Origin of the sequence: Pseudobacillus badius, from assembly GCF_002189605.1 — a bacterium.
Lineage (GTDB): Bacteria > Bacillota > Bacilli > Bacillales > Domibacillaceae > Pseudobacillus > Pseudobacillus badius.
Genome location: NZ_MWMM01000019.1, coordinates 19,585 through 43,510 on the forward strand (window position 1 = coordinate 19,585; position 23,926 = coordinate 43,510).

26 protein-coding genes are annotated in these 23,926 nt (G+C 44.4%); 15 read left to right on the forward strand and 11 right to left on the reverse strand.

Annotated features, from left to right (window positions below; all coding sequences use genetic code 11):
- Positions 1-228: 228 nt before the first annotated feature.
- Genes B1A98_RS18035 through mnhG form a run of 7 tightly spaced genes read left to right on the forward strand, consistent with a single transcriptional unit; the run spans position 229 to position 5,962 of the window.
- Complete coding sequence (locus B1A98_RS18035; protein WP_041094408.1) at positions 229-2,646, forward strand: Na+/H+ antiporter subunit A; 2,418 nt, start codon at positions 229-231, stop codon at positions 2,644-2,646.
- Positions 2,636-3,058, forward strand: coding sequence for a Na(+)/H(+) antiporter subunit B (locus B1A98_RS18040; protein WP_063384414.1), 423 nt, complete (start codon positions 2,636-2,638; stop codon positions 3,056-3,058). The genes B1A98_RS18035 and B1A98_RS18040 overlap by 11 nt, the downstream gene beginning before the upstream one ends.
- Entirely contained in the window at positions 3,058-3,399 is a 342-nt protein-coding gene (locus B1A98_RS18045; RefSeq protein ID WP_041094411.1) for a Na(+)/H(+) antiporter subunit C, read from the forward strand. The genes B1A98_RS18040 and B1A98_RS18045 overlap by 1 nt, the downstream gene beginning before the upstream one ends.
- Positions 3,392-4,873, forward strand: coding sequence for a Na+/H+ antiporter subunit D (locus tag B1A98_RS18050; RefSeq protein WP_041094414.1), 1,482 nt, complete (start codon positions 3,392-3,394; stop codon positions 4,871-4,873). The genes B1A98_RS18045 and B1A98_RS18050 overlap by 8 nt, the downstream gene beginning before the upstream one ends.
- A 6-nt stretch (positions 4,874-4,879) precedes the next feature.
- Positions 4,880-5,362 (forward strand): Na+/H+ antiporter subunit E, encoded by a 483-nt coding sequence (locus B1A98_RS18055; protein ID WP_041094416.1) that lies wholly within the window; start codon positions 4,880-4,882, stop codon positions 5,360-5,362.
- A gap of 8 nt (positions 5,363-5,370) precedes the next feature.
- Positions 5,371-5,640 carry a Na(+)/H(+) antiporter subunit F1 gene (locus B1A98_RS18060; protein WP_370511080.1) on the forward strand — a complete coding sequence of 90 codons (270 nt, stop codon included), beginning with the start codon at positions 5,371-5,373 and terminating at the stop codon, positions 5,638-5,640.
- The gene (gene mnhG, locus B1A98_RS18065; RefSeq protein WP_041094418.1) at positions 5,624-5,962 is read left to right on the forward strand and encodes a monovalent cation/H(+) antiporter subunit G; all 339 of its coding nucleotides are present in this window, start codon (positions 5,624-5,626) and stop codon (positions 5,960-5,962) included. The genes B1A98_RS18060 and mnhG overlap by 17 nt, the downstream gene beginning before the upstream one ends.
- 61 nt (positions 5,963-6,023) lie before the next feature.
- Here the strand turns inward: mnhG and B1A98_RS18070 are convergent, their stop codons facing one another.
- The 7 genes from B1A98_RS18070 to B1A98_RS18095 form a co-directional block, all read right to left on the reverse strand.
- Positions 6,024-6,407 (reverse strand): DUF2188 domain-containing protein, encoded by a 384-nt coding sequence (locus B1A98_RS18070; protein ID WP_063384412.1) that lies wholly within the window; start codon positions 6,405-6,407, stop codon positions 6,024-6,026.
- A 60-nt stretch (positions 6,408-6,467) separates the two neighbouring features.
- Positions 6,468-6,854, reverse strand: a complete 387-nt coding sequence (locus B1A98_RS18075) for a hotdog fold thioesterase (protein WP_223661978.1) — start codon at positions 6,852-6,854, stop codon at positions 6,468-6,470.
- A gap of 150 nt (positions 6,855-7,004) precedes the next feature.
- Positions 7,005-7,178, reverse strand: coding sequence for a hypothetical protein (locus tag B1A98_RS20605; RefSeq protein WP_169713123.1), 174 nt, complete (start codon positions 7,176-7,178; stop codon positions 7,005-7,007).
- A gap of 105 nt (positions 7,179-7,283) precedes the next feature.
- A complete protein-coding gene (locus tag B1A98_RS18080) occupies positions 7,284-8,603 on the reverse strand; it encodes a Na+/H+ antiporter family protein (RefSeq protein WP_063384410.1) in 1,320 nt (439 codons plus the stop codon).
- Positions 8,604-8,925: 322 nt separating this feature from the next.
- The gene (locus B1A98_RS18085) at positions 8,926-9,741 is read right to left on the reverse strand and encodes an STAS domain-containing protein (protein WP_063384409.1); all 816 of its coding nucleotides are present in this window, start codon (positions 9,739-9,741) and stop codon (positions 8,926-8,928) included.
- A gap of 186 nt (positions 9,742-9,927) precedes the next feature.
- The gene (locus tag B1A98_RS18090; protein WP_063384408.1) at positions 9,928-11,427 is read right to left on the reverse strand and encodes a leucyl aminopeptidase; all 1,500 of its coding nucleotides are present in this window, start codon (positions 11,425-11,427) and stop codon (positions 9,928-9,930) included.
- Positions 11,428-11,538: 111 nt separating this feature from the next.
- Positions 11,539-13,170, reverse strand: a complete 1,632-nt coding sequence (locus B1A98_RS18095) for an acetolactate synthase large subunit (RefSeq protein ID WP_063384407.1) — start codon at positions 13,168-13,170, stop codon at positions 11,539-11,541.
- Positions 13,171-13,364: 194 nt separating this feature from the next.
- Here B1A98_RS18095 and B1A98_RS18100 point away from each other — a divergent pair, with 194 nt between their 5' ends.
- On the forward strand, positions 13,365-14,183 hold the full coding sequence (locus tag B1A98_RS18100; RefSeq protein WP_063384406.1) for a cobalamin-binding protein: 819 nt from the start codon (positions 13,365-13,367) through the stop codon (positions 14,181-14,183).
- Between the two features lie 68 nt (positions 14,184-14,251).
- Here the strand turns inward: B1A98_RS18100 and B1A98_RS18105 are convergent, their stop codons facing one another.
- Positions 14,252-14,569, reverse strand: a complete 318-nt coding sequence (locus B1A98_RS18105) for a YuiB family protein (protein ID WP_063384405.1) — start codon at positions 14,567-14,569, stop codon at positions 14,252-14,254.
- A 201-nt stretch (positions 14,570-14,770) separates the two neighbouring features.
- Here B1A98_RS18105 and B1A98_RS20610 point away from each other — a divergent pair, with 201 nt between their 5' ends.
- The gene (locus B1A98_RS20610; protein WP_158286042.1) at positions 14,771-14,896 is read left to right on the forward strand and encodes a YuiA family protein; all 126 of its coding nucleotides are present in this window, start codon (positions 14,771-14,773) and stop codon (positions 14,894-14,896) included.
- A gap of 52 nt (positions 14,897-14,948) precedes the next feature.
- Here B1A98_RS20610 and B1A98_RS18110 read toward each other — a convergent pair whose 3' ends face one another.
- Positions 14,949-16,169 (reverse strand): NAD(P)/FAD-dependent oxidoreductase, encoded by a 1,221-nt coding sequence (locus B1A98_RS18110; RefSeq protein WP_041094435.1) that lies wholly within the window; start codon positions 16,167-16,169, stop codon positions 14,949-14,951.
- A 301-nt stretch (positions 16,170-16,470) separates the two neighbouring features.
- On the opposite strand from B1A98_RS18110, the gene B1A98_RS18115 reads away from it, so the two are divergent.
- Positions 16,471-17,112: an SDR family oxidoreductase gene (locus B1A98_RS18115; RefSeq protein WP_063384431.1), complete on the forward strand. Its 642-nt coding sequence runs from the start codon at positions 16,471-16,473 to the stop codon at positions 17,110-17,112.
- 60 nt (positions 17,113-17,172) lie between these two features.
- On the opposite strand, the gene B1A98_RS18120 is transcribed toward B1A98_RS18115, so the two are convergent.
- Positions 17,173-17,541 (reverse strand): HesB/IscA family protein, encoded by a 369-nt coding sequence (locus B1A98_RS18120; RefSeq protein ID WP_082821689.1) that lies wholly within the window; start codon positions 17,539-17,541, stop codon positions 17,173-17,175.
- Positions 17,542-17,733: 192 nt separating this feature from the next.
- On the opposite strand from B1A98_RS18120, the gene B1A98_RS18125 reads away from it, so the two are divergent.
- Positions 17,734-18,438, forward strand: coding sequence for a DUF2225 domain-containing protein (locus B1A98_RS18125; protein WP_063384404.1), 705 nt, complete (start codon positions 17,734-17,736; stop codon positions 18,436-18,438).
- A gap of 204 nt (positions 18,439-18,642) precedes the next feature.
- Here B1A98_RS18125 and B1A98_RS18130 read toward each other — a convergent pair whose 3' ends face one another.
- Complete coding sequence (locus B1A98_RS18130; RefSeq protein WP_041094439.1) at positions 18,643-18,879, reverse strand: YuzB family protein; 237 nt, start codon at positions 18,877-18,879, stop codon at positions 18,643-18,645.
- A 208-nt stretch (positions 18,880-19,087) separates the two neighbouring features.
- Here B1A98_RS18130 and B1A98_RS18135 point away from each other — a divergent pair, with 208 nt between their 5' ends.
- The 4 genes from B1A98_RS18135 (at position 19,088) to B1A98_RS18150 (ending at position 23,870) form a co-directional block, all read left to right on the forward strand.
- A complete protein-coding gene (locus B1A98_RS18135) occupies positions 19,088-20,155 on the forward strand; it encodes an NAD(P)/FAD-dependent oxidoreductase (RefSeq protein ID WP_063384403.1) in 1,068 nt (355 codons plus the stop codon).
- Positions 20,156-20,299: 144 nt separating this feature from the next.
- Positions 20,300-21,784 (forward strand): spore germination protein, encoded by a 1,485-nt coding sequence (locus B1A98_RS18140; protein WP_063384402.1) that lies wholly within the window; start codon positions 20,300-20,302, stop codon positions 21,782-21,784.
- Between the two features lie 20 nt (positions 21,785-21,804).
- On the forward strand, positions 21,805-22,896 hold the full coding sequence (locus tag B1A98_RS18145; protein WP_063384401.1) for a GerAB/ArcD/ProY family transporter: 1,092 nt from the start codon (positions 21,805-21,807) through the stop codon (positions 22,894-22,896).
- Positions 22,893-23,870, forward strand: a complete 978-nt coding sequence (locus tag B1A98_RS18150) for a Ger(x)C family spore germination protein (protein ID WP_063384400.1) — start codon at positions 22,893-22,895, stop codon at positions 23,868-23,870. The genes B1A98_RS18145 and B1A98_RS18150 overlap by 4 nt, the downstream gene beginning before the upstream one ends.
- Positions 23,871-23,926 lie beyond the last annotated feature (56 nt).

Below are 23,926 nucleotides of genomic sequence, written 5' to 3' on the forward strand. Positions count from 1 at the left end.
CAGCAATTATGCCATGTTTCTACATATTTATTATTATTGACCGACTTTTCAGCAAGTTTCTCGTTTAGACCATGCAGGAAGTAATTTTTTACGTTATAATGCTCTAGGAGGTCAAAATTTGCATGGACAGCGATACATGAAAGTTTGAAAAAGGAATTGCTGTATGCAAACATCCGGCCTTTCCTTTTGCACACTACACGGATTTTGTTCATGAGAGGGGGATTTTTTTTGTCTTTACTGCATTTGGCCATCTTTTCTCCTTTTTTAATGGCTATTTTCGTTCCTTTTCTTTATAAAGGACTGAAAAGCATACATACAGGCTGGTTTGTTCTTGCTTTGCCAATCTTGCTTTTCACTTATTTCATTGGATTTTTGCCAATTACCCGAAATAACGGGACAGTCGAAAAGTCCTTTGACTGGATTCCATCTCTAGGTATACACTTTACTGCCTATGTAGACGGACTCGGCCTGTTGTTTGCTTTGCTTATTACAGGGATTGGAGCACTCGTTGTGCTTTACTCCATTTTTTACTTATCAAAGGAAAAAGAAAGCCTTCACAACTTTTACGTCTACTTACTATTATTCATGGGTGCGATGCTCGGTGTAGTACTGTCAGATAACCTGATCACCTTGTATATGTTCTGGGAACTGACGTCCATTTCTTCTTTCTTGTTAATTGCCTACTGGTATGATCGCGAACGATCCCGCTATGGTGCTCTTAAGTCTATGCTTTTAACTGTATTCGGCGGTCTTTCCATGCTTGGCGGCATCTTGCTGCTTTCCATTATGGGCGATACATTTAGCATTCGCGAACTCATTTCGCAGGCCGGAGAGCTAAATCAGCATCCTCTCTTCCTGTTTGCACTAATCCTTATCCTGCTGGGAGCTTTCACGAAATCAGCCCAATTTCCATTCTACATCTGGCTGCCTGATGCCATGGAAGCGCCTACACCTGTTAGCGCTTATTTACACTCTGCTACAATGGTGAAAGCAGGAATTTACTTAGTGGCCCGCTTAAGTCCAATTTTTGCTTTTTCGAGCTACTGGTTTTGGATTGTCGGAGCCATCGGGATCTTTACAATGTTCTGGGGATCCTTCAATGCCGTCAAGCAAACTGATTTAAAGGGTATTCTAGCTTTTTCTACTGTGAGCCAGCTTGGCTTGATTATGTCGCTTTTAGGAGTGGGAGCTGCGGCTCTTCACTTTGACACGTTAAACGACAACATTTACATTGCCGCTGTCATCGCTGCCGTCTTTCATTTAATTAACCATGCTACATTTAAAGGCAGTTTGTTTATGGTGGTCGGCATCGTTGACCATGAAACAGGCACAAGGGACATTCGCAAGCTTGGCGGGTTGCTCAGCTTTATGCCAGTGACATTCACAATTGCTGTGATTGGCGCTTTCTCTATGGCGGGTCTGCCTCCCTTTAATGGCTTTTTGAGCAAGGAAATGTTCTTCACAGGAATGATTCAGCTTGTCAATCTTGATCTCTTCAACTTAGAGACATGGGGAATGCTGTTCCCTATACTTGCTTGGATTGGAAGCATCTTCACCTTTATCTACAGCATGATGTTTGTGTTCAAGACATTTTCCGGGAAATATCAGCCGGAAAAACTCGACAAAAAGCCTCATGAAGCACCTGTCGGCATGTTAATTTCGCCAATCATCCTGGCTTTTCTCGTTGTCCTATTCGGACTTTTCCCTAATTTGCTGTCTTACAGCCTCATTCAGCCGGCTGCTGCAGCTATTGTGCCGTCGCTCGTTGGTCCAGGCGAATTGCTCGATGTTCATATTTCCCATTGGCACGGCTTTAATCCAGAGCTATGGATGACCATTGGTGTTATCGCTGTTGGTACGCTTATGTACCTGACACTAAGCAAATGGATCAAACTCTATGCGCTGTTCCCAGGAAAAGTTACACTGAATGCGTTGTATGACACAAGCCTATATGCAGCTGAACGCGGTTCTTATACATTGACGAAAGCATATATGAATGGGTTCATCCGGACCTACCTCGTCTACATTTTTGCCTTCTTTATCGGCATTCTTGGCTTTACCATGTGGACGCGGCAGGCTTTAACGATTGATACAAGCAATTTAGCTCCAATCGGTGTCTATGAAATTGTTCTCGTTGTTATTATTACGGCTGGTATTTTTACTATTTTATTTGCCAAATCACGATTAACTTCCATTATTGCGTTAGGAGCAGTTGGCTATACCGTGTCCCTGTTCTTCGTTATTTTCCGGGCCCCGGACCTGGCGCTGACGCAGCTAGTGATCGAGACAGTATCTGTTGCCCTATTCTTGTTGTGTTTCTATCACCTGCCGAAGCTCAATCGTCATGAAGAGCGCATGGGCTTTAAGCTTGGTAATTTAATCATTTCTCTTGGAGTGGGTGCCGTTATCTCTTTAATGGCGATCTCCGCTCACAGCAATAAAATGTTTGAGTCAATTGCCAGTTTTTATGTAGAAAATACCTATAAGGAAGCAGCAGGAAAAAACATGGTTAACGTTATCCTCGTTGACTTCCGCGGATTCGATACGTTATTTGAAATCAGCGTGCTTGCTATTGCCGGCCTTGGGATTTTCGGATTGATTAAGCTGCGGCTGGCCAAGAAAGGAGAAGAAGCAGATGAAAACTAATGATGTCATTTTACAAACAACAAGCAAAGTCGTCTTTTTCATCATTATTCTCTTTGCTATCCACTTATTTTTCGCCGGCCACTACCATCCCGGCGGCGGATTTGTCGGCGGATTAATGACGTCAGGGGCACTCGTTCTTCTTCTTCTGGCTTTTGATATTAAAACTGTAGCAAAAGGCTTTCCGATCGATTATAAAATCATGATCGGCATCGGTTTGCTGTTTGCGATCGGCACAGCAGCCGGCGCGCTTGTCTTTAATGTTCCCTTCTTTACGCACGTATTTGGTGATGTGTATTTGCCGATCTTTGGAGAGACATCGCTTCATACTGCCATGTTATTCGACTTAGGGGTTTATTTAGTTGTCATCGGTGTGACCATGACCATTATTCAAACGATAGGAGAGAGTGAATAATGGAGATTTTAATGTCAATTGTAATCGGGGCTCTATTCGCGAGCTCTGTGTATCTAATGCTTTCCAAAAGCTTGCTGCGTATTATTATTGGAACAGGTCTGTTAAGCCACGGTGCCCACTTGTTAATTATTACAATGGGCGGATTGAAGAGGGGAGCCGCTCCTCTTCTCGGCGAAAAGGCGGCTTCTTATGTGGATCCGCTGCCGCAGGCCCTGATTTTAACAGCCATCGTTATCAGCTTTGGAGTGACAGCCTTATTCCTTGTTTTGGCTTACAGAGCTTATCAGGAATTAGGAACAGATAATATGGATGAAATGAGAGGTAATGAAGCAAATGATTAACCTGTTAGTTTTGCCGCTGCTTATTCCTCTCGTGACTGCTGCTTTATTGATTTTCTTGCCTAAATCCATCCGGGTTCAAAGAGCCGTTTCTGTCGTCTCAGCTATTGGGACACTAGCTGCTTCTATTGTTTTGCTGCTGACGGTTAAAGACAAGGGGATTCAAACCGTCAATGTCGGCAGCTGGGATGCGCCATTTGGCATTACCCTTGTGTCAGACACCTTGTCTGCCCTGCTCGTAACCACCTCGTCACTGATTACATTGAGCGTCATTCTGTATTCATTCCGCTCAATTGGCGAAGCACGTGAACGCTTCTATTATTATCCTATCGTTCAATTTTTGCTCGTTGGGGTAAATGGCGCTTTCACAACAGGAGACATTTTCAACCTGTTCGTCTTTTTTGAAGTGATGCTGATGGCTTCCTACGTGCTGATTGTTATCGGAGGCACTAAAATACAGCTGCGTGAATCGATTAAATACATTCTCGTTAATGTCATCTCATCCGCGCTATTTGTCATTGCTGTAGCGATGCTGTATTCTGTCGTCGGTTCCTTAAACATGGCCGATATTTCTCAGCGGATTGCCCAAATCGGCTCTCTGCCTATTCTAACCGTGATCGCTGTGCTCTTCTTGATTGTGTTTGGATTGAAAGGAGCGATTTTCCCGCTTTACTTTTGGCTTCCGGGCTCCTATTATGCGCCGCCTGTACCGGTTCTCGCTTTATTCGGCTCGTTGCTGACAAAAGTAGGTGTTTATTCGATTCTCCGCAGCTACTCGCTGTTCTTTTACCATGATCAGGCGTTCACACACGAACTGTTAGGAATCCTCGCCATTATTACAATCATCGTTGGCTGCATCGGCGCTATCGCTTACTGGGATGTCAAAAAAATCATCATCTACAATATTATTATTGCCGTTGGCGTGCTAACCTTTGGTATTTCGGTTGCTACTGAAGAATCTTACATGGGAACGGTCTTTTACACGATTCATGATATGATTGTAAAAGCTGCCCTATTCTTATTAATTGGTGTCATGATTAAAATCACCGGCACAAACGATTTGCGTAAAATGGGCGGATTAATGAAGAAGTATCCGCTCCTTGGCTGGACATTCCTTGTCGCCGCTTTCGCTCTGGCCGGTATTCCGCCGCTCAGCGGGTTCGTCGGAAAGCTGTTAATTGTCCGCGGGGGCCTCGCAGAAGGAGCGTATGTCGGCTCTCTGATCGTTCTTTTATCCAGTCTGGTTGTGCTTTATTCAGTGATCAAAATCTTTATGAATGGTTTCTGGAAAGCCCCGAAAGACTATCCGGGCGAAGAGAACCAGCCTGTCCTTTCATTATGGGCGCCAGGAGCTCTTCTCGTTCTCGCATCCATTCTTTATGGGGTGGGAGCGGAAGTGATGTATCCAATTATTTCTCAAGCCACTGATGCACTCGTACATCCGGCAATCTATATTGATGCAGTGTTAAAGGAGTAATGTCTTATGGCTTTTCAAATCTTACTTAATTTCTTTTTAGCCTTTCTCTGGATGTTTCTGCAAGTATCCTTTGACCTCAAAACTTTTGTTATCGGCTACTTGCTTGGCTTGATTCTGATTTACGGCATGCGGCGGTTTTTTAAAACAGATTTATATATCCGCCGAGTGTGGGCTGTGATTTATTTAACGCTTCTATTCTTTAAGGAATTGATCATGGCCAATATTGATGTGCTGAAAGTCATCTTAAAACCGAAGCTTGATATCCAGCCGGGAATTTTTGCTTTGCCTACTGAGTTGAAGTCAGACTGGGAAATTACTTTGCTCGCTAACTTAATTACGCTAACACCCGGAACATTAGTTATTGATGTGTCGGACGATCAAAAAACGTTATATGTCCATGCCATTGATGTTCCCGATGTGCAAGATGCGATCAACAGCATTAAAGAATCGTTTGAAAAAGCGATTATGGAGGTGAGCCGTCCATGTTAGTAATCGCTATGCAAGTATCCCTGTTTTTGATCACCATAGCTATGCTCGGTTTTATCTATCGGCTCATTAAAGGCCCCACCGTCCCTGACCGCATTGTCGCTTTAGATGCAATTGGGATTAACTTGGTAGCCATGATTGCCGTGCTCTCTATGCTCTTTAGAACCTATGTTTTTTTAGACGTTATTTTGCTGCTTGGCATTTTGTCATTCATCGGTACGACAGCTTTTTCCAAGTTCCTTGAGAAAGGAGAGATCATTGAAAATGACCGTAATCATTGAGACCATGATCATTCTTTTCCTCTTGCTTGGTGTGTTTCTTACTCTTGTTGCAGCTTTTGGGGTAATACGGCTGCCAGATGTCTATACCCGCAACCATGCCGCTTCGAAAAGCGCTACCCTGGGCGTCATGTTCATTTTGCTTTCGTGCTTTTTGTATTTCTATTTAATCGAAGGCCACTTTAGCTCGCGCGTTCTTCTGGGGATTGCCTTTATCTTCATAACAGCTCCTGTCGGCGGTCACTTAATCAGCCGGGCTGCCTATCATTCAGGCGTCAAATTATGGGGGAAAAGCGTACGTGACGACTTAAAGAATAAAAAATAAAAACAGCCAGCGGGCCCGTCCGCTGGCTGTTTTCTTATGCCGATGCCTTCTTTGGCCGATCTTAATTTTCATACAGGCGTCTTTCCTCACTGCCATCAGCATGATAAATAATAAGAATGCCATCATGTTTCTTTACATAATCCTTTGCTTTTTCCGATAAGTCTTCTTTTGTGCTAGCTGATAGGAGACTTCGTTTGTCTGCCTTTTTGATCAAGTGCCAGCCCTCGCTGTCCTCTTTCGGCTGCAGGCGATAAATGGGCCGCTCATCATCATTGCCATGCCCCTTTCCGACAGCGCTGCGGGCTCGATCAATCGCAATGGCAATAGCCCTTCCTTCTTCATAGCCATCGTCAAGCAGTGCATTTGCAATCTCAATCGCTTTTTCGCGCACACGATCAGGCAAATTTTTCATTGAATCAGGGTAGTCTTTCTCATTCCACGGCATACTTCTTCCTCCTGAAGTTAAGTTACCGTTCTTTTCCCCTTTTTCACTTTTTAAAAACAACTAGGATTTCTTCGGCATTACAGCTACCGTACAACGGGACAGGCAAATCAACTCTCCTTGTTCGTCACAAATCTCAATTTGCCATACCATTGTCGTGCGTCCCCGATGCACAGCCTTTGCCGTAGCAGTGACGATCCCTTCTCTTTTTGCTTTAATGTGATTCGCGTTGATCTCCAGTCCAAAACATATTTGGGTATCTGGATTAATTAAGCGGGCCGTTCCCACACTCGCCGCTGTTTCCGCTAAAGCTACAGAGGCTCCGCCGTGCAAATATCCGAATGGCTGACGAGTGCGCTCATCGACCGGCATCGTCATCACTACTTTTCCTTCGCTGATTTCAACAAACTCCATTCCTAACGTGTGTGATAAGTTGTGATTGTCTCTCACCCTTGATTTCCTCTCTTTCTCTTTAAGAAAATGAACAATTATTCACTATACTACATTCGCTTTTATTATGAAAACTCCTTCCCTCCTCACAACGAACAACGGAAACACATAAATAAAAGAGCTTCCGCACCTATCACGGAAGCTCTTTCATTAATAAAAACCGTAGGGTCCATAAGAGGGCCCATAAGGAGGATAAAATGGAGGAGGATATGCCGCCGGATAGCCATAAAACGGCCGGGCAATGGCTCCTCCTAACAATCCGCCTAAAAGGCCCCCAACAAACGGACCGCCAATAAACGGAAGAAAGCGTGTATCTCTATACATTGTCAAAAAGCCTCCTTTTCTCTGCCTACTATGTTCTATGCAAGGAGAAGGAAAAAGGGATGGGCGTCTTTAACAATTAGGATTGTCCTTCAATAGGTATCTTCTCTATAAAATCATAGCTGCCAGCCAGCCGAATAAGATCACCGGAAGATTATAGTGCAGGAAGGTCGGTACACACGTGTCCCAAATATGGTTATGCTGGCCGTCCACATTCAAACCTGCCGTCGGTCCAAGCGTACTGTCAGATGCAGGTGATCCGGCATCTCCAAGTGCACCTGCTGTTCCAACAAGAACAATGGTCGCCATTGGACTGAAGCCCAGCTCGATCGCCAATGGAACAAAGATCGTAGCAATGATCGGAACGGTTGAAAAGGATGAGCCGATTCCCATCGTTACAAACAAACCGACAACTAGCATTAATAAGGCCCCAAGAGCTTGATTGCCTCCAATTAAGCTAGCCGACTCTTCAACAAGGCGTTCAACATCTCCTGTTGAGCTCATGACTTTTGCAAATCCTGAAGCAGCGATCATCACAAAGCCGATAAAGGCCATCATGCGCATGCCTTCTGTTAACAGCCTGTCCGCTTCATTCCAGCGTAACGTGCCTGTTGCATAAAGCACCATGATTCCCGCCAATGCGCCAAACACCATCGATTCCGTCCACAACTGAGCGGCAAGCGCTGCTGCGATCGCGATAACCGCTGTTAAAATACCTGACTTCGTAAAACCTTTCTTCTCAACATCTGTCACTATAGATGCCCGCTCTTGGTACTTTCTTGGCTTCCGATAAGAAATGAAGACAGCAACGAGCAAACCGCAAAGCATGCCGGCTGCCGGATAAATCATCGCTTTTGACACGGCAGCTGTTTCAATCGTTAACCCGCTGGCTGTAATATTCGTAGCTACAATCTCGTGAAAGATTCGCCCGAAGCCCACCGGAAGGAGCATGTATGGTGTTACAAGGCCAAATGTCAGTACCGAAGCAATCAGGCGTCTGTCAATCTGCATTTCATTTAAGATTTGCAAAAGCGGCGGAATCAGGATGGGAATAAAGGCAATATGAATAGGAATAATATTTTGGGAAGAGACCGCCACTAATAAAATAAAGAAAATAATCAGTGCTTTAGGCAGCTTTTTCTTCCTCGCTTCTTCTTTATTTCCGATGCGCCCTAAGACAAATTCAACAAGTGCCGCCGGGAGCCCTGTGCTAGAAAGCGCCACGGCAAAACTGCCAATCGCCGCGTAACTAAGCGCCACATTCGCACCGCCGCCAACTCCCTCCGAAAAAGCACCGATCGTTCCATCTATTCCTAAGCCGCCAACAGCTCCTCCGATCAGTGCACCCGTAATCAATGAAAATACAACATTTACACGAAATAGACTGAGGAGGAGCATAACGATAACAGCAATCACTACAGCATTCATCTGAAATGCCCCTTTCACTTTAGTTTGCTAAATTGGTAGAGAACTAAAAACAACATAGCAAACTTTACAAAGGCTTGTCAATCATTTTTAAAAAATATTCAATTGGATAAAATCACCTGTCTTCCTCAACGAGTCCAGCCGGCCAGCTTCTTCGGTTTAGCTAGAATATTACTCCGCGTGCCTTCCGCTGCCATAACCGCTGGACTGCAACGTTCAATCTGCTTAATTTGTATATACTGTTTCTTTTCGTTAATAAAAAAACCTTCAATCAACTGAAGGTTTTTTTGTAATGAAAAGAAGCCGGTTTTTTCCAGCCCATATTCTATTTTAGTTGCTCCATCGCTTGTTTAACCGTCGCGTATGTTTCAATAGCAGAAAGGTCAGCTCCCATATTAACAAGCTTTTGAGCCAGATCCGGACGAATGCCTGTCGCAATGGCTTTAATTCCAAGCAAACCAAGTATATGGTACACGTCGAACAAATGCTGTTCCACCATCTCATCAACTTGGATAATTCCTGAGAAATCTATAATTAAGCGCTCCAGCCGCATTTCTCCAATTTTCGGGATCGCTTGTTCTGCTAAATAGCGCGCCCTTTGTTCATTAATAGAGCCGACAAGCGGCAGGACAGCCAGTCCGTCCTTTAATGGGACAACCGGCGCCGACAAGTCCATAATTTCTGTACGGGCCTTCTTAATAATGTCATCGGTTACTTTTTCAAAAGCAAGCACCGTCTCTTGAATGCTCATATCAAGCATGTAATTAAATTGCTTATTAACAAAAACTGTCTCTTCCGTTGTTAACTCAAATTTTGCTGAAATGCTTGTCAATTTTTCCACAAATACTAGACGGCTCTGCGGATAGCGGGACACGATAAGTGAAACCTTTTCCCCGTGATCAGCCGCTCGTTCTCCGTTTTCCCGACTCCACTTCAGCAGTCCAGCCGGCAGCTTTTCTTCCCCGGATGAAATTGCTTCCCCTAACATGCCCATAAAGTCTGTGTACATTCGTACAGCCGCCTCAGCTTCTTCCTTAGGCACATGTGTTTCAAATCTAGGTACAACCGTATGTACGATATCGCGAGCCAATTCTTCTGCATGCTCTCGCAAATAATCTGCTGCTTTCGTCATTCTACTCATTCTCGTTCAGTTCCTCCTTCCTGTTTTCTTCGCGACAATGGAACGAACCGGAAACATTCATTTGGTTTCTCCTTTGGGAAACGGAGGTGCTGTCTCAAAAGGTCATGAAAAATAACTTTTTGGCCGGTCCCGTTTTCTCCGCCTGTTTTTATTTTAGAGACGTATTGGACAGCCCCTCCAGCATTCTCACTTTTCTGCTTTTCTCACTGCCAATAAAGCAAGTGTGCGCGCCATTACGCCAGTCGCTCCCGCCGGCCCGAAAGCCCCTGCCTTATTTGTATCCGCCGTTCCGGCAATGTCCAAATGAACCCACGGTGTCCCTTCTGCAAACTCGCCGATAAAGCCTCCGCCCATAATGGCATGTCCCTCGCGTCCCGGAGAGTTATTTAAATCGGCCATTTTGCTGCTGCGAATACGCTCTTTATCCTTCTCCGTCAAAGGCAGCTGCCAAATAAATTCACCGGCCTCTTCAGAAGCTGCCATCACTTCTTCCAGGAAAGCTTCATCATTCGTGATCGCTCCCGTTTTATCCGTTCCAAGGGCAACAATCACCCCTCCGGTTAAAGTGGCCACATCTACAAGGTAATCTGCTTTATGGTGTTTAGCATAAGTCATTGCATCGGCAAGAGCAAGACGGCCCTCGGCATCGGTATTCAGAACTTCAATTGTTTTTCCGCTCATTGATGTAATCACATCATCCGGCTTCAGCGCCTCACCGCTGATCATATTGTCTGTCGAAGGGATAACAGCGACTACATTTTGATCAGGCTTTAATTCGCCAATAATCTCCATGGCGCCCAATACGGCTGCGGCACCGCCCATATCCATTTTCATGCCGACAAGTCCATCTTTTGTTTTAAGAGAATAACCGCCAGTATCAAAGGTAATCCCTTTTCCTACAAGCCCCAAGACATCCTTCCACTGCTCTAGCGGCTGATATTTCAGGGTAATCATTTTAGGAGGCTCTACAGATCCTTTATTAACAGCGAGCAGGGCGCCCATTCCGAGCTTCTCCATATCTTCTTTTTCCAGAATTTCAACTTCAAATCCATATTTGTCCGCTAGCCTTTTCGCGTGTTCTGCCAAGTCAGCTGCTGTCATCATGTTAGCCGGTGTGTTCACCAGCGTGCGCGCAGCATTGGTTCCCTGGCTAAGTGCATAGCCGACATGAAGTGCAGCCTGAACCTCTTCAGCCTCTGCCTCCGTATAAATGCTCACTTGTTCAACTAAGCGCTCTGGTTCATTAGAAAGCTGCTTATATCCTTTAAATACATAGGAAGCAAGACCAAATGCTTCACTGAAAGCGTGGGCGGCATCATTGGCCTCAACTGATTCAGAAACAAAACTGTCAAGTGCGACAGCTGCGGATGAAAGCTTCAGCTTATTTATTTGCTTTGCGGCCATGCCGATGGCTTCTTTTATCGCATGGAAGTCCGCCTGTTTTTCTTTTCCCAGCCCGATAAAGAGAAGCCGTTTAGCAGGGACTTGTCCCAGCGTTGGGATAACGGCTGTTGCGTGCAGTTTAGCAGAAATGTCTCCTTCTTTCACAAGCTCAGTTAATTGGCCAGCCATCGCTTCATCGAGTTTAGCAAGCTCGCCTTCAAATTTAAGCGGCCGATCATAGAGACCGATAAGGACAACTTCCTCTTTTTGATTAAAAAATAAACTATTTTTCACCTTGAACATCTTCCCACCTCCACCTATCATTATACCGGAAAGATTTTCAAGGGACGAGCGCCTACCTCTTTTTGATGAGCATTGGAGCCTCCAGGCTTTTATCACGCCATTATCAAGCGATTAACAAGGAAGATCGCCTAGCTTTTCGGTTAATTTCATATTTTCGCTGTAATCCACCGGGCAGTCGATTAACACTGGTTTATTCATGGCAATAGCCTTTTCCATTGCCGGCTTCAGTTGATTGGCCTCCGTAATTTTGATCGCTTCAAACCCATAGGACTTAGCTAGCTGAATAAAATCCGGGTTGCCGAACTTAATATTGGAAGATCGCTTAAATTTTTTCAGCTGCTTCCATTCGATTAATCCGTATCCGCCGTCTCTCCAAAGAAGAATGATAATCGGTACTCCAAGTCTCTTCGCTGTTTCCAGCTCAGCGCTTGACATCTGAAACGAACCATCCCCGCAAACAGCAACCACCTTGCGATCGGGGTGCACCATTTTGGCAGCAATAGCGCCTGGAACAGAAACACCCATAGAAGCAAGACCGTTGGAAATCAAGCACGTGTTGGGCTGGTACGTATGGTACAGCCGTGCCAGCCACATTTTATGTGCGCCAACATCAGATATTAAAATATCTTCTTTTCCTAAGACGGAACGCACGTCTGAAATAATTTTTTGCGGTTTGACAGGAAAGCTGTCACTATCTCTGTATTCCGCTAATTCAGCGAGCGCCGCTTTCCTCACATCAGCCACCCAGTCATTGTTTCTGTGTGTGCATCCAGCCTTGACGCTTAATTCTTTTAAATTCTCAGCAATGTTTCCTAGCACATTCAGTTCCACAGGGTAATTAGCGTCTGTTTCCGCCTCCTGCGTATCAATGTGAATAATCGGCACCGCTCCATCCGGATTCCAGCTCCTTGGCGGATACTCAGCCATATCGAAGCCTATAGCAATAATTACATCTGCTTTCGTGAATCCGCAGGTGATGTAATCCTTGCCGACTAGCCCTGCAGTAAGAAGGCTGAGATCATCTGTATAAGGAAGAGCGCCCTTTCCCATAAAAGTATGAACAACCGGGATAGATGTTTTCTTGACAAAGGCGCGCAAGCTGTCTTCCGCACGGCTTCTGACAATTCCGTTTCCCGCTAAAATCAGCGGACGCTTGGCTTTTTCAATCAAACGAACGGCTTGTTGAATAACCCGCTCACTCGCCTCCGACAACGTATGGTTTATTAAGTTTACTGGCGACTCGCCGACCTCGGTGGCGGCAACGTCTTCAGGCAGGTCAATATGTGCGGCTCCCATCTTCTCCTGGGTAGCGACTCTAAACGCCTTTCTGACCACTTCTGGAACAACCTCTCCCTTTTTGATCTGGACATTCCACTTTGTAACAGGCTTGAAAACAGAAACGAGATCATAGTATTGATGGGACTCCTTATGCTGGCGGTTTAAACCCGCCTGTCCGGTGATCGCCACCAGCGGACAATGATCCATGTTAGCATTTGCCACACCCGTTAATAAATTGGTGGCTCCCGGTCCCAGCGTAGATAAACAAACACCCGGCTTGCCAGTAAGGCGTCCATACATTCCCGCCATGAACGCTGCACTTGCTTCGTGCCTCGTAACGATAAACTGAATGCTTGAATCAAGCAAAGCATCCATAATATCCAAATTTTCTTCGCCGGGCACTCCAAAAATATATTCCACCCCTTCATGTTCAAGACACTTAACGACTAATTGAGCTACATTCATCGGCCACACCCTTTTTCATTTATTTCGCCTTCTATACTTAGAGATACACGAAAGCAAGTGTGTTCTCCCTTTTCCACTAGGATTGTCCAGTAAACGAAAAGTTAAGCGCCTCTCCTTCTCTTTTTACTAATTCGTTTGTTGTGCTCTCTTTGCATGGAAGAATTTGATACTATGGAAGAAAAGGAGGCGGTTTCATGAGACTGATTTCAATTTGCCCGAGTAACACAGAAATTATAGAATTTCTCGGCCTGGCCCCGCAGCTCGTTGGAATAGACGATTACTCCGATTGGCCGGCGTCTATTCAACATTTGCCTAAGCTTGGCCCTGACTTGGATATTGATATGGAAAAAGTAGAAGCCTTGCAGCCCGATCTAGTTATTGCCTCGCTGAGTGTTCCCGGGATGGAAAAAAATGTGGAACAATTAAGAAAGCGCGACATTCCCCATATCGTTACCAATCCGCAGTCGCTTTTCGAAATCGGCCGATCGATTGAGGAAATAGCCGATGCATGCGGCATTTCTCATAAAGGCAGGCTCCTGGCTGAAAGCTACGAAGCGCAGCTCGAACGGTTTCGATCGGCTAGCGCCCGAATTGGCAGCCGTCCTTCTGTATATTGGGAATGGTGGCCCAAACCTGTATTTACCCCCGGGAGTGTCAATTGGCTTACCGAAATAAGCGAACTGGCCGGAGCGAGCAATGTATTCAAGGATAAACAGACAGCGAACTATCAGACAGACTGGGAAGAAGTAAGGGAGCGGAATCCGGACTTTATTTTGCTTTCCTGGGTGGGGGTGCGCCTTGAGAAGATTAACCCTGCGGCCGTCCTGAAACGCCCTGGCTGGAGCCATCTTTCTGCTGTCCAGCAACAGCGTGTATCAGTCATGGAAGAAAGTCTCTTTTGCCGGCCATCGCCGCGCCTCGTTAGTGGTTTAGACAAGTTGTCCAAGCTTGTTCATCCGGAGGTATTTCAAGAGATTGAATTAGATCCTCTTTTTCAAAACATTCATCTATAAGCGAGAATAATCGCAGCAAAGCAAGCATAAGGTGAGGAACAACAAAAAAACGGCCATTCATTTGGCCGTTAAAACATTTGATATCCTTTTTGACGCAAAAACTTCATCGTCACGCCGGATGTTAGCGCTCCGATAAAACCACTAGCTAAAATAACGATGTCTGGCAGCTTCAGAGAAACGATTTTTGTTCCTAAAGCACTAAACGATTCACTTGCATGAAAGATATAGTCAAATGTACTGATTCCATCCACAATAGCAATCGTGACGAGCGGATAAAGAACCGCCATGATCCAAGTCATTCGAAGCAGCATATTTAGTAGAAAGCCAATACCAAAAAAAAGCACAAAAAACAGCAAAACTGAAACAAGCAAAATGGCTATATGCATGTCTGTCCCCCCTAAATCACTATTGAATAGTGTACTCAATTCTATTAAAAACGTCAACTAAACGGGACAATAGCCCTTTTTTGTTCACAGGTTGCCCTGCCATTCTCTCTTTGATATGGATTTGAGCTAAAAAGGAGATTGATTGGCTTCTAGGAACATGATATATTATCTAAAAATTCTAAAAATAGAAAGGAGAATCAGATGTCTATTCAAACGGAGACAAAAGCGTGCGGTTATTGCGGAGGCCAAGGATACTTCCAGCTATTGCTGGGCGGTTCAGAAACTTGTCCGAGCTGTAAAGGGAAACAAAAGGCTGAAGCCAAATAAGAAAAAGACTGCCCGATCGTTTGATCAGGCAGTCTCTTCCTTCTTTTTATACTTAAATGAAATTAAATTTACCTTTTTTCAGTACAAGTGATGGACCGCCAATCATAAGCAAGGCGCGGTTATCAATCATTTTCTTCATGAAAGAAGCTTTTGTGCCTGTCAGCTTCTTGCCGAAAACAACACCGATTGCATCGTTATCGCCCAGGGAGCAAACAGTTCCTTTAATATCCGGCTTGAATGTTTCAAGTTCGCCTTCTGTGCCTCTCACAAGCTTCACTAAATTGCGCGCGCATACCTCGCCTTGCTGCATAGCAATTTGGGCGGTTGGCGGGAATGGGCGGTTGATTTCTTCATTAATAATTAAAGAAGAATCCCCGATAACGAAAATATTATCATGGCCTGGAGCACGCAGATCAGGATTTACTTTTACGCGGGCGCGCATGTTATCAATACCTGCTTTTTCAATCACATGATTTCCGCGGACACCAGCTGCCCAAATAACTGTTCCCGCTTTGATTTCCTGCATTTCCTCTTCGCCTTTAGCCACTTTAATTCCCTCTGGAGTCGCTTCCTTGATCGCTGTGCCGATTTTAAATTCCACGCCTTTTTTCTCAAGAAGCGCGACAGCATATTGAACAAGCTCTGGATCAAATCCAGGAAGAACCATTGGAGCCGCTTCTACACAGTAAATGCGCACTTTGGCATAATCAATGTCATACTCGCGGCAAAGCTCTGGAACACGGTTTACCAGCTCGCCAAGGAACTCAATGCCTGTAAAACCGGCACCGCCGACTACGATGGACAAGCGCTCGTCTTTCTTCTCTACTTCCGTTGCATATGTAGCAAATTGATAGTCAATATGCTCACGAATTTGACGGGCAGCATTTACGTTAGAGATAGAGAAAGCGTATTCTTTCAATCCTTGAATGCCAAACGTTTCTGATTCGCCGCCAAGAGCAAATACTAAGTAATCGTAATCAATTTCTCCTGTATTGAGGATTACTTTCTTTTCATCCGTTTTAATATCTTGCACTTCAGCACGAATAAATTCTACTTTGCTGCGATTGATGACATTGTCAATGTCATAACGAACACGGTCATGATGAAGCGTGCCTGCAGATGCTTCATGCAGCCAAGTTGTTTCATAATGATAGTCATTCTTATTGACAAGAACGATATCGGCTTCCTCTTGTCCTAAAGCTTTTTGAAGACGCGTAACCGTCATTAATCCGCCATAACCTGCACCTAAAACAACAATTTTTGGTTTTCTCATAATGTTTCCCTGCCACCTTCTGCACATATTTTGCGAATCATTCGCTTGAATATTTAGTAGTTTGCCACTTATTCGGTGAAAATGTGATTTTTTTCACGAATAGTTGTAAAAAAACACAATAAAAATTGTCATGAAATTTTAACAAAGGCATATCTATCTCAATGATATGCTTTTTATACCTCTTTTTCAAGATATTTAACCGATTTCATCGAATTGCTTTTCACCGCTTTTTCTCCCGTTTTTTTTATTTTTAAAAGGGTAAACTGTTTAACAAGAATTCTTTAGGAAAAGGGTGATGATTTTGAACGTACTCGTTATTGGAGCAGGCGGATTAACCGGTAAAAAAATTGTCAAACAACTTGCAGAGAGCAACCAGCACCTCGTCCGGGCGATGGTACGCAAAGCCGAACAAATGGATGAAATGGAGAAGCTAGGAGCAAAAGCGATTCTTGCCGATTTAGAACAAGACTTCAGCTTTGCTTTGAATGATGTGAATGCCGTCATTTTTGCAGCAGGGTCCGGCTCTTCTACTGGTCATGATAAAACGATTGCCGTTGATCAGGAGGGCGCCAAGAAAACGATCGATTTTGCGAAAACAAAAGGGATTGAGCGTTTTATTATGCTGAGTTCCATGGGAACAGATACGCCCGAAGAAGCTCCTGCCTCTCTCAAGCCTTATCTGGAAGCTAAAAAGGCAGCAGATGACTATTTAATCAAAAGCCGCTTGAACTTTACCATCGTCCGTCCCGGCGGATTAACCAATGATCCAGGCACCGGGATGATTGAGTTGGCGACGCGCTTCTCCCCCATGGGCGGAACGATCCCCCGTGAAGATGTAGCCAAAGTGCTTGTCGAAGCACTGACAATCAAGGAGACCGAAGGAAAAGTATTTGAAATCATCAGCGGAAATACCCCTATCACAGAAGCACTGGCAAAAATATAAAAAAAGCGCCCCAATGCGGCGCTTTTTTCTCCGTCGGTGTCCATATACATACAAGATGGCTCAGCAGTTTTCTGGTTTGCCGGCATTTACTGCTGTACGGAAAGAAGAGCCGCATCCGCAGGAAGCGATGGCATTCGGATTTTCGATGGTGAAGCCGCCCCCCATTAACGATTGTTTATAATCAATGACCGTACCCTTCAGAATCGGCGCACTTTCCTGATCAACCACAATGTCAATTCCATACTGACTCAATTGAATGTCATCTTCTTTCACGTCACGGTCAAATCCCATGCCATACGACAAGCCACTGCAGCCTCCGCCATGAACAGTTACGCGCAAAGTGGCTCCCTCTTCTTCATTTTGCTTCATCATTTCCTTTATCTGAAAAGCAGCTGCTTCTGTAATTTTCACTACTTCTTGTTCTTGCAATGGGACCCCTCCATTCTGTCTTTACTATTAGTATATACACGAGAAAGAGCCATCTCAACCAATCTGCTTTTAAAATTCAACAAAAATTCAAGGAAAAGTTCTAAAGGCGTAGTTCTTTTAACTCAAAAAAGTTATAATAAGGACAACAGTGTGAGTAGATCGACTTATAACATTCGTCAGGAGGCTGTACATATGGACAATCTTTCTCCTCTTTATGAAAAACAAGAAACATGCCATTTATGCAAAAGGCCGTTTTCATCGATGAAGCTCAGAAACCGATTTGTTAAACTAACCGGACAAGATACTGATTTAAAGCCTAATTACGCAGATGCGGCGATGAATCCCTTGTTTTATCATGTGAAAGTCTGTCCGCATTGCGGGTACTCTTTTACAGATGATTTCTCTAAGTTTTTTCCGCCCGGCACAAAAGATGTGCTGACAGAAAAGATCACGAGCAACTGGGTTTCCCAGGATTACGGCAGGGCGCGGACAATTCATGAAGCAATTAACAGTTATAAACTAGCCTTTTATTCCGGCTTTTTGAAAAAAGAAAAACATTTAACCTTGGCAGGTCTGGCTCTGCGAATTGCCTGGCTTTATCGGGATTTATCGTCCCCCGATGAAAAACGGTTCCTCGCTCTTGCTGCCGGCCAATATAAAGAAGCTTATTTAAATGAAGATTTAACGCTGACATCCATGTCAGATGTGAAGGTTATGTACTTGCTGGCTGAGCTCCACGTGCGGATCGGAAAATGGGAGGAAGCTGTCAAATATTTCTCGAAAGTACTCGAAAAGCAGAGAGAATCCAGGGATAAAAGGCTCGTTGAAATGGCTAGGGACCGCTGGTACGAGCTGCGCGATGAAATGAAAAAAAGTGAGGCAAGCGCCATTTCATAAAGAACGGAACAAGCATATATACTTTAGCGCTATGCAAGGACGCTGTTAAAGAACACGTTTGATGCTTCTATAGCTTCCGCTGCGGTCGGACGCTGCCGGCTGGCAACAGAGTCTGCACAAAAGAAGGGATGCCCGGAACATTCAGTTGTTCAGGCATCCCTTCTTTTTCATTGATGCAGCAGAAGTAAAGTATTCCGCTATCCTTTAAAACATTGGATTTTCCTCTAAGTATTCATAAATGTTGTCCACTAATTCTTCTGGTGTTTCTCCATCGACCGGTTCTCCATTTACTAAAGCGTACAGCCCTTCAGCACATCTGGTGCAATAGCCGAGACAGCCATATTCAATTACATCCACATTTGAATCGCGTTCTAGTATTTCAAGCGCTTTTTGCGCACCATTCGCTAAATTGCTAATGCAAAATTCAATAATCGGTTTCATTTTCCTGTTCACCTCTATTCTCATTTTACTATCCTTTCCGCCCGGAGAAAAGCGGAAAACTTTAAATTGAAAATGTATGAACTCAGTTGTGAAAAGCGCAGTATTTAGATATACTCAAGATGGTAGAGTGAAAAGTTGTGAGTCTTTTCACAATAATTTTGAGAATTCGTAAATTTTAATACATACTGTTACAGAAAGGAAAATTATGATGAAGAATTTAGTATTGCTCGGCGGCGGCTATGGGAATATGCGCGTGCTGCTCAGGCTCCTTCCTAACCAATTGCCTGAAGACGTCACCATTACCCTAGTGGATAAATTTCCGTATCACTCCTTGAAAACCGAGTATTATGCTCTAGCAGCAGGAACGATATCTGACCAGGAGGTGCGGGTTTCCTTTCCTGAACACCCTCGCCTGAATGCTCTGTTTGGCGAAGTCACTCATATTGATTTAGAAAACAAACAAGTCTTTATTAAAGATAAAGAGCCTGTTCCCTACGATGATCTTGTCATCGGCTTAGGCTGTGAAGACACATATCACAGCGTACCGGGAGCAGCCGAATACACACATAGCATTCAATCCATTGACAAGTCACGTCTGACTTACCAGACGCTGTCTAATATGCCAGCTGGATCGAAAGTGGGCATTGTTGGAGCAGGACTAAGCGGGATTGAGCTGGCGAGTGAACTCCGGGAGAGCCGACCAGACCTTGGAATCGTCTTATTTGACCGCGGCCATCGTATCCTGAAAGATTTCCCGGAGCGATTAAGCAAATATATTCATAAATGGTTCGTTGACCATGGTGTAGAGGTCGTCAATAACGCCAACATCACAAAGGTAGAGCCTCATACTATTTACAACCATGATGAAGCCTATCCAATGGACGCTGTTGTCTGGACAGCAGGCATTCAGCCAAATCAGGTTGTTCGTGAGATGCCGGTTGAAAAAGACCGGTCTGGACGAGTAAAGCTTTCTCAATATCACAACCTGCCAACTGATGAGCATGTGTATGTTGTCGGCGACTGCGCAAGCCTTCCGCACGCACCAAGTGCCCAGCTGGCAGAAGAACAGGCCGAACAAATTGTACAGGTTCTTTTAAAGCGCTGGAAAAGAGAGCCTCTTCCAGAAGAGCTGCCGGAAATCAAACTCAAAGGCATTCTCGGCTCGCTTGGCAAAAAGCAAGGCTTCGGCTTTGTAGCTGATCGTGCAATTACAGGACGGGTTGCCCGCTTCTTAAAATCGGGTGTACTTTGGATGTACCGCTACCATAATGGATAATCTCTTTTTATCTGACTGCTTTGCGCATTTACAGCGTGAGGCAGTCATTTTTTATTCTTCCCCGCTTTTATTATAATTCCTCTTTTTTTGGTGCATACTAACAACAACGTGTGCTTTAACAAAGCAGAAAGGGGAAATCTTGTGATGCGAAGAAACAAACGAAGCTCGTCAGCATTTCATAGCAGCGAGATTGGCAAGCTGATCGATCAATGCTGCAAGTCGGCAGACTTCGTCACCTTTCAATTAAAAGACTCCCCTTTTTTTATATCTTATTTTCAAACGTTAGTAGACAAGAAAGTGCTTCACCAGGACATTCTTACTATTTTGAAAGACAAGCAATTTACCTCTTTAGAGGACATGAAGCATGCTATACAAGTAGAAGATCTTGTTTTGACAACTGAACTTTCTTCCGTGAAGCAGAAGCTGATGCAAGGGAACATCATCATTTATCAGCAGGAGGCTCAGCCTTCTTGTTTACTCATCCCGGCTTTTCTGCAGGAAAATCGCCAAGTATCCATTCCGGAAACGGAATATTCCGTTGTCGGTCCGAAGGAAGCCTTCGTGGAATCGCTTGATACGAATATAAATCTCGTTAGGAAACGGATTCCTGTTCCTGAATTTCAAATAAAGGAGTTCTCTGTCGGAAAATTATCCAAAACCCGGGTAGCCGTCGCCTATATTGAAGGCATTGCCGATGAGGAAAATGTAAATACAGTCATTCAGCGCATCACTGATATTGGTTACGATCAAATTATTGATAGTTCTTTCATCAACCAAATGATAGCTGACAATAAAAACTCTCCCTTTCCCCAGCTGGTGGACACAGAACGGCCGGACCGGGTTGCCAGCGTGCTGATGGAAGGGAAAGTTGCTATTTTAGTGGACGGCTCTCCAAGTGCGATAACCGGACCAGCTACGCTGGGAGAATTTTTCTCTGCCTTTGAAGATTATGTAACTGTTTGGAATATCGCTTCTGCTTTCCGGTTGATCCGCTTCTTGGCCATTACGTTTTCTGTGCTATCAACCCCTCTGTATGTCGCCGTATTAACTTACCATTACGAAATGATTCCGCAAGATCTGCTTACTACGCTCATCTCTTCACGAGCAGGCATTCCTTTTCCTCCACTTCTGGAGGCGATTATTCTTGAGTGGACGATTGAGCTTTTACGGGAAGCCGGAGCGCGTCTGCCGACCAAAGTCGGCCAGACTATTGGCATCGTGGGAGGAATCGTAATTGGAACAGCAGCCGTACAAGCCGGTCTAACGAGCAATGTACTGTTAATCGTCGTTGCTTTGAGTGCACTGGCGTCATTTACAACACCTGTCTATCAAGTAAGTAATGCCATTCGGCTGATCCGTTTTCCTTTCTTAATCTTTGCCCAGCTGCTCGGATTATTGGGAGTGGCAGCTTGTACAGCCATTGTTGTGGCCCATCTGCTCAAATTGAAATCGCTTGGCCGTCCTTTTTTGGAACCTGTTTATCCCATTCGGCTGAAAGATATGAAGGATGCGCTTGTCCGTCTGCCGTTTAATCAACAGACGAGCCGCCCTTTGCAAACACGCACAGATAACAAAATTAAATTCCGGCCGCACAGCTCACCGCCGGATAAACGGGATATCGATGAATAAATTTCCTTGGAGGTGGTCCTATGCTGCCGTTGCCATCTGAAGATAAAAAGGTTTCCCCCTATCTTGCTTTTTACATTATTAATAGTATGCAAATTGGAATAGTGGTTCTTAGCTTTGAGAGGTTCCTCGTGAAAGAAGCGGGACAAGATGCTTGGATCTCTGTTCTCATCGCCGGCATTGCTACCCATATCATCTTATGGATGACTTTTCAAATCACGATCAAAGGTGAAAACGATATAGCTGTTATTCACAAGAATTTATTCGGCAAATGGATCGGGGGACTGTTTACTTTACTGCTGATCACCTATTTAATGACGCTCTTTATAATGATTATGCGTGCTTATATAGATGTGATTCAAGTATGGATGTTTCCTCATTTGCAAACGTGGTATATGGCATTCGTGCTGGCTATTCTAGTGTATCTTTATTTTACTGGAGGATTTCGGGTAATGGTCGGCTTGTGTGTGCTGAGCTTTATGCTGACAATCCCTTTGCTGATGCTGAAGGCTTTTCCATTAAAAAGCGCACACCTTTCCTACCTCCTGCCTGTAATGGAGCATTCGCCGGCTGAAATTTTAAGCGGCGCTAAAAAAATGTCCGTCATTTTTTCAGGCTTCGAAGTGGTTCTCTTTTGCTATCCTTTTTTCAAGCAAGGAATCCGCGCACATAGGTGGGCTCAGCTTGGTGCCGCCTTCACGACATCCGTCTACCTGGCAGCCGTGCTCGTTTCTCTGCTTTATTTCAGTGAAGGACAGCTGGAAAAAACACTCTGGCCTACCCTTACTTTATGGAAGATCGTTGACTTCCCTTTCTTGGAGAGATTTGAATATGCCGGCATCGCCATTTGGCTGTTTGTAATGCTGCCAAACTTATGTTTATATATATGGGCTGTTACACGCGGGTTAAAGCAGCTGTTTTCCATTAAGCAAAAAAAGAGCATCCTCTTTCTTCTGCTCCTTGCAATCATCGTTTCATCTTTCATTACCGATGGAGTGCAAATTCGCAACTTTAGCGCTACTTTAGACCGAATAAGCTTCTTTATTCTTTTCGCTTATATTCCCTTTATTTATCTGTACCAATGGATCTGGCAAAAAGTGAGGAAAAATCAATGAGAACCTTTTTAATATGGGTAACCATCGCTATTATTCTGGTCTTAAATTATAATATTGAACGCTATGTGCTGGAGGATATTCAAATTATCACGGCCCTCGGCTATGATTACCTGGAGGATGACACCATGAGAGGAACCGTGGCAGCCCCTTTCTATCCCCAGGGTCAGGATGTGAAGCCCATTAATGTTTCCTTTACGGCGAGCGGGCATACGATTCACAGTATTAGGCAGCAATTTCAGCGAGAAGCACAGAGAAAGCTGGCATCCGGCCGGCTGCAAAGCATTCTAGTAAATAAGGATCTAGCCGAACGAGGGGTCAAAAAGGTGGTCGATTCTTTTGGCCGCACTACTTTTATCGGCAGGGATACAAAGCTTGCGGTTGTCGATGGCAGCACAAAAAAGCTTTTGACCAGTAATTATCCGAATGCGCAGAACTTATCGCGCTATCTTTCTGATTTATTGGAAGAAAGCATCGTAAGAATGGCTCCGAGCACCGGATTGCATTCCTTTCTTTCCCAAATGGAAGGCTTCGGCCAAGATCCCTTTCTGCCCCTGCTTAAACAAGAACATGACCGTATACATTATATGGGCCTGGCGCTTTTTAAAGATGAAAAATATGTAGACAGCCTTTCGTTTAGGGAGGGCTATATCTTCAAAATGCTGTATGAGAACTTTAAATACGGAATATATGAAATTAAGTACGAAGACACCTATATCTCAATTGAAAACCTGCGCTCAAAAGTAAAATACCATATCTCAGGATCATCAACACGCCCTGTTGTTACCATTCATGTGTCTTTGGAAGGAAAAGTGCAGGATGCCTATGGCGTGCCTCTTCATACCCAAAAACGAATACGCAAGGTAGAAGCGGAATGGGAAAAAGAAACGCTAGAAAAAGCAGAAAAGTTAGTGAGGAAGCTACAGGATATAGGCACTTGTATTTCGCAACTGAAAAGTGAGCCATTTATTAATTAAAAATTGAGCCACTAAGATTGGCTGTTTTCTAGCCATTCTTTTGTTTCTAAAATTCG

Coding starts and splice junctions, on each gene's coding strand:
- B1A98_RS18095 (WP_063384407.1), bottom strand. CDS start 13,170: ATGAATGTAGCTCAATTAGTCGTTAAGTGTCTTGAACATGAAGGGGTG.
- B1A98_RS18100 (WP_063384406.1), top strand. CDS start 13,365: ATGAGACTGATTTCAATTTGCCCGAGTAACACAGAAATTATAGAATTT.
- B1A98_RS18125 (WP_063384404.1), top strand. CDS start 17,734: ATGGACAATCTTTCTCCTCTTTATGAAAAACAAGAAACATGCCATTTA.
- mnhG (WP_041094418.1), top strand. CDS start 5,624: ATGACCGTAATCATTGAGACCATGATCATTCTTTTCCTCTTGCTTGGT.
- B1A98_RS18040 (WP_063384414.1), top strand. CDS start 2,636: ATGAAAACTAATGATGTCATTTTACAAACAACAAGCAAAGTCGTCTTT.
- B1A98_RS18085 (WP_063384409.1), bottom strand. CDS start 9,741: ATGAGTAGAATGACGAAAGCAGCAGATTATTTGCGAGAGCATGCAGAA.
- B1A98_RS18050 (WP_041094414.1), top strand. CDS start 3,392: ATGATTAACCTGTTAGTTTTGCCGCTGCTTATTCCTCTCGTGACTGCT.
- B1A98_RS18070 (WP_063384412.1), bottom strand. CDS start 6,407: ATGCCGTGGAATGAGAAAGACTACCCTGATTCAATGAAAAATTTGCCT.
- B1A98_RS18060 (WP_370511080.1), top strand. CDS start 5,371: ATGCAAGTATCCCTGTTTTTGATCACCATAGCTATGCTCGGTTTTATC.
- B1A98_RS18110 (WP_041094435.1), bottom strand. CDS start 16,169: ATGAGAAAACCAAAAATTGTTGTTTTAGGTGCAGGTTATGGCGGATTA.
- B1A98_RS20610 (WP_158286042.1), top strand. CDS start 14,771: ATGTCTATTCAAACGGAGACAAAAGCGTGCGGTTATTGCGGAGGCCAA.
- B1A98_RS18135 (WP_063384403.1), top strand. CDS start 19,088: ATGAAGAATTTAGTATTGCTCGGCGGCGGCTATGGGAATATGCGCGTG.
- B1A98_RS18145 (WP_063384401.1), top strand. CDS start 21,805: ATGCTGCCGTTGCCATCTGAAGATAAAAAGGTTTCCCCCTATCTTGCT.
- B1A98_RS18150 (WP_063384400.1), top strand. CDS start 22,893: ATGAGAACCTTTTTAATATGGGTAACCATCGCTATTATTCTGGTCTTA.
- B1A98_RS18140 (WP_063384402.1), top strand. CDS start 20,300: ATGCGAAGAAACAAACGAAGCTCGTCAGCATTTCATAGCAGCGAGATT.
- B1A98_RS18055 (WP_041094416.1), top strand. CDS start 4,880: ATGGCTTTTCAAATCTTACTTAATTTCTTTTTAGCCTTTCTCTGGATG.
- B1A98_RS18130 (WP_041094439.1), bottom strand. CDS start 18,879: ATGAAACCGATTATTGAATTTTGCATTAGCAATTTAGCGAATGGTGCG.
- B1A98_RS18105 (WP_063384405.1), bottom strand. CDS start 14,569: ATGCATATAGCCATTTTGCTTGTTTCAGTTTTGCTGTTTTTTGTGCTT.
- B1A98_RS20605 (WP_169713123.1), bottom strand. CDS start 7,178: ATGTATAGAGATACACGCTTTCTTCCGTTTATTGGCGGTCCGTTTGTT.
- B1A98_RS18080 (WP_063384410.1), bottom strand. CDS start 8,603: ATGAATGCTGTAGTGATTGCTGTTATCGTTATGCTCCTCCTCAGTCTA.
- B1A98_RS18045 (WP_041094411.1), top strand. CDS start 3,058: ATGGAGATTTTAATGTCAATTGTAATCGGGGCTCTATTCGCGAGCTCT.
- B1A98_RS18090 (WP_063384408.1), bottom strand. CDS start 11,427: ATGTTCAAGGTGAAAAATAGTTTATTTTTTAATCAAAAAGAGGAAGTT.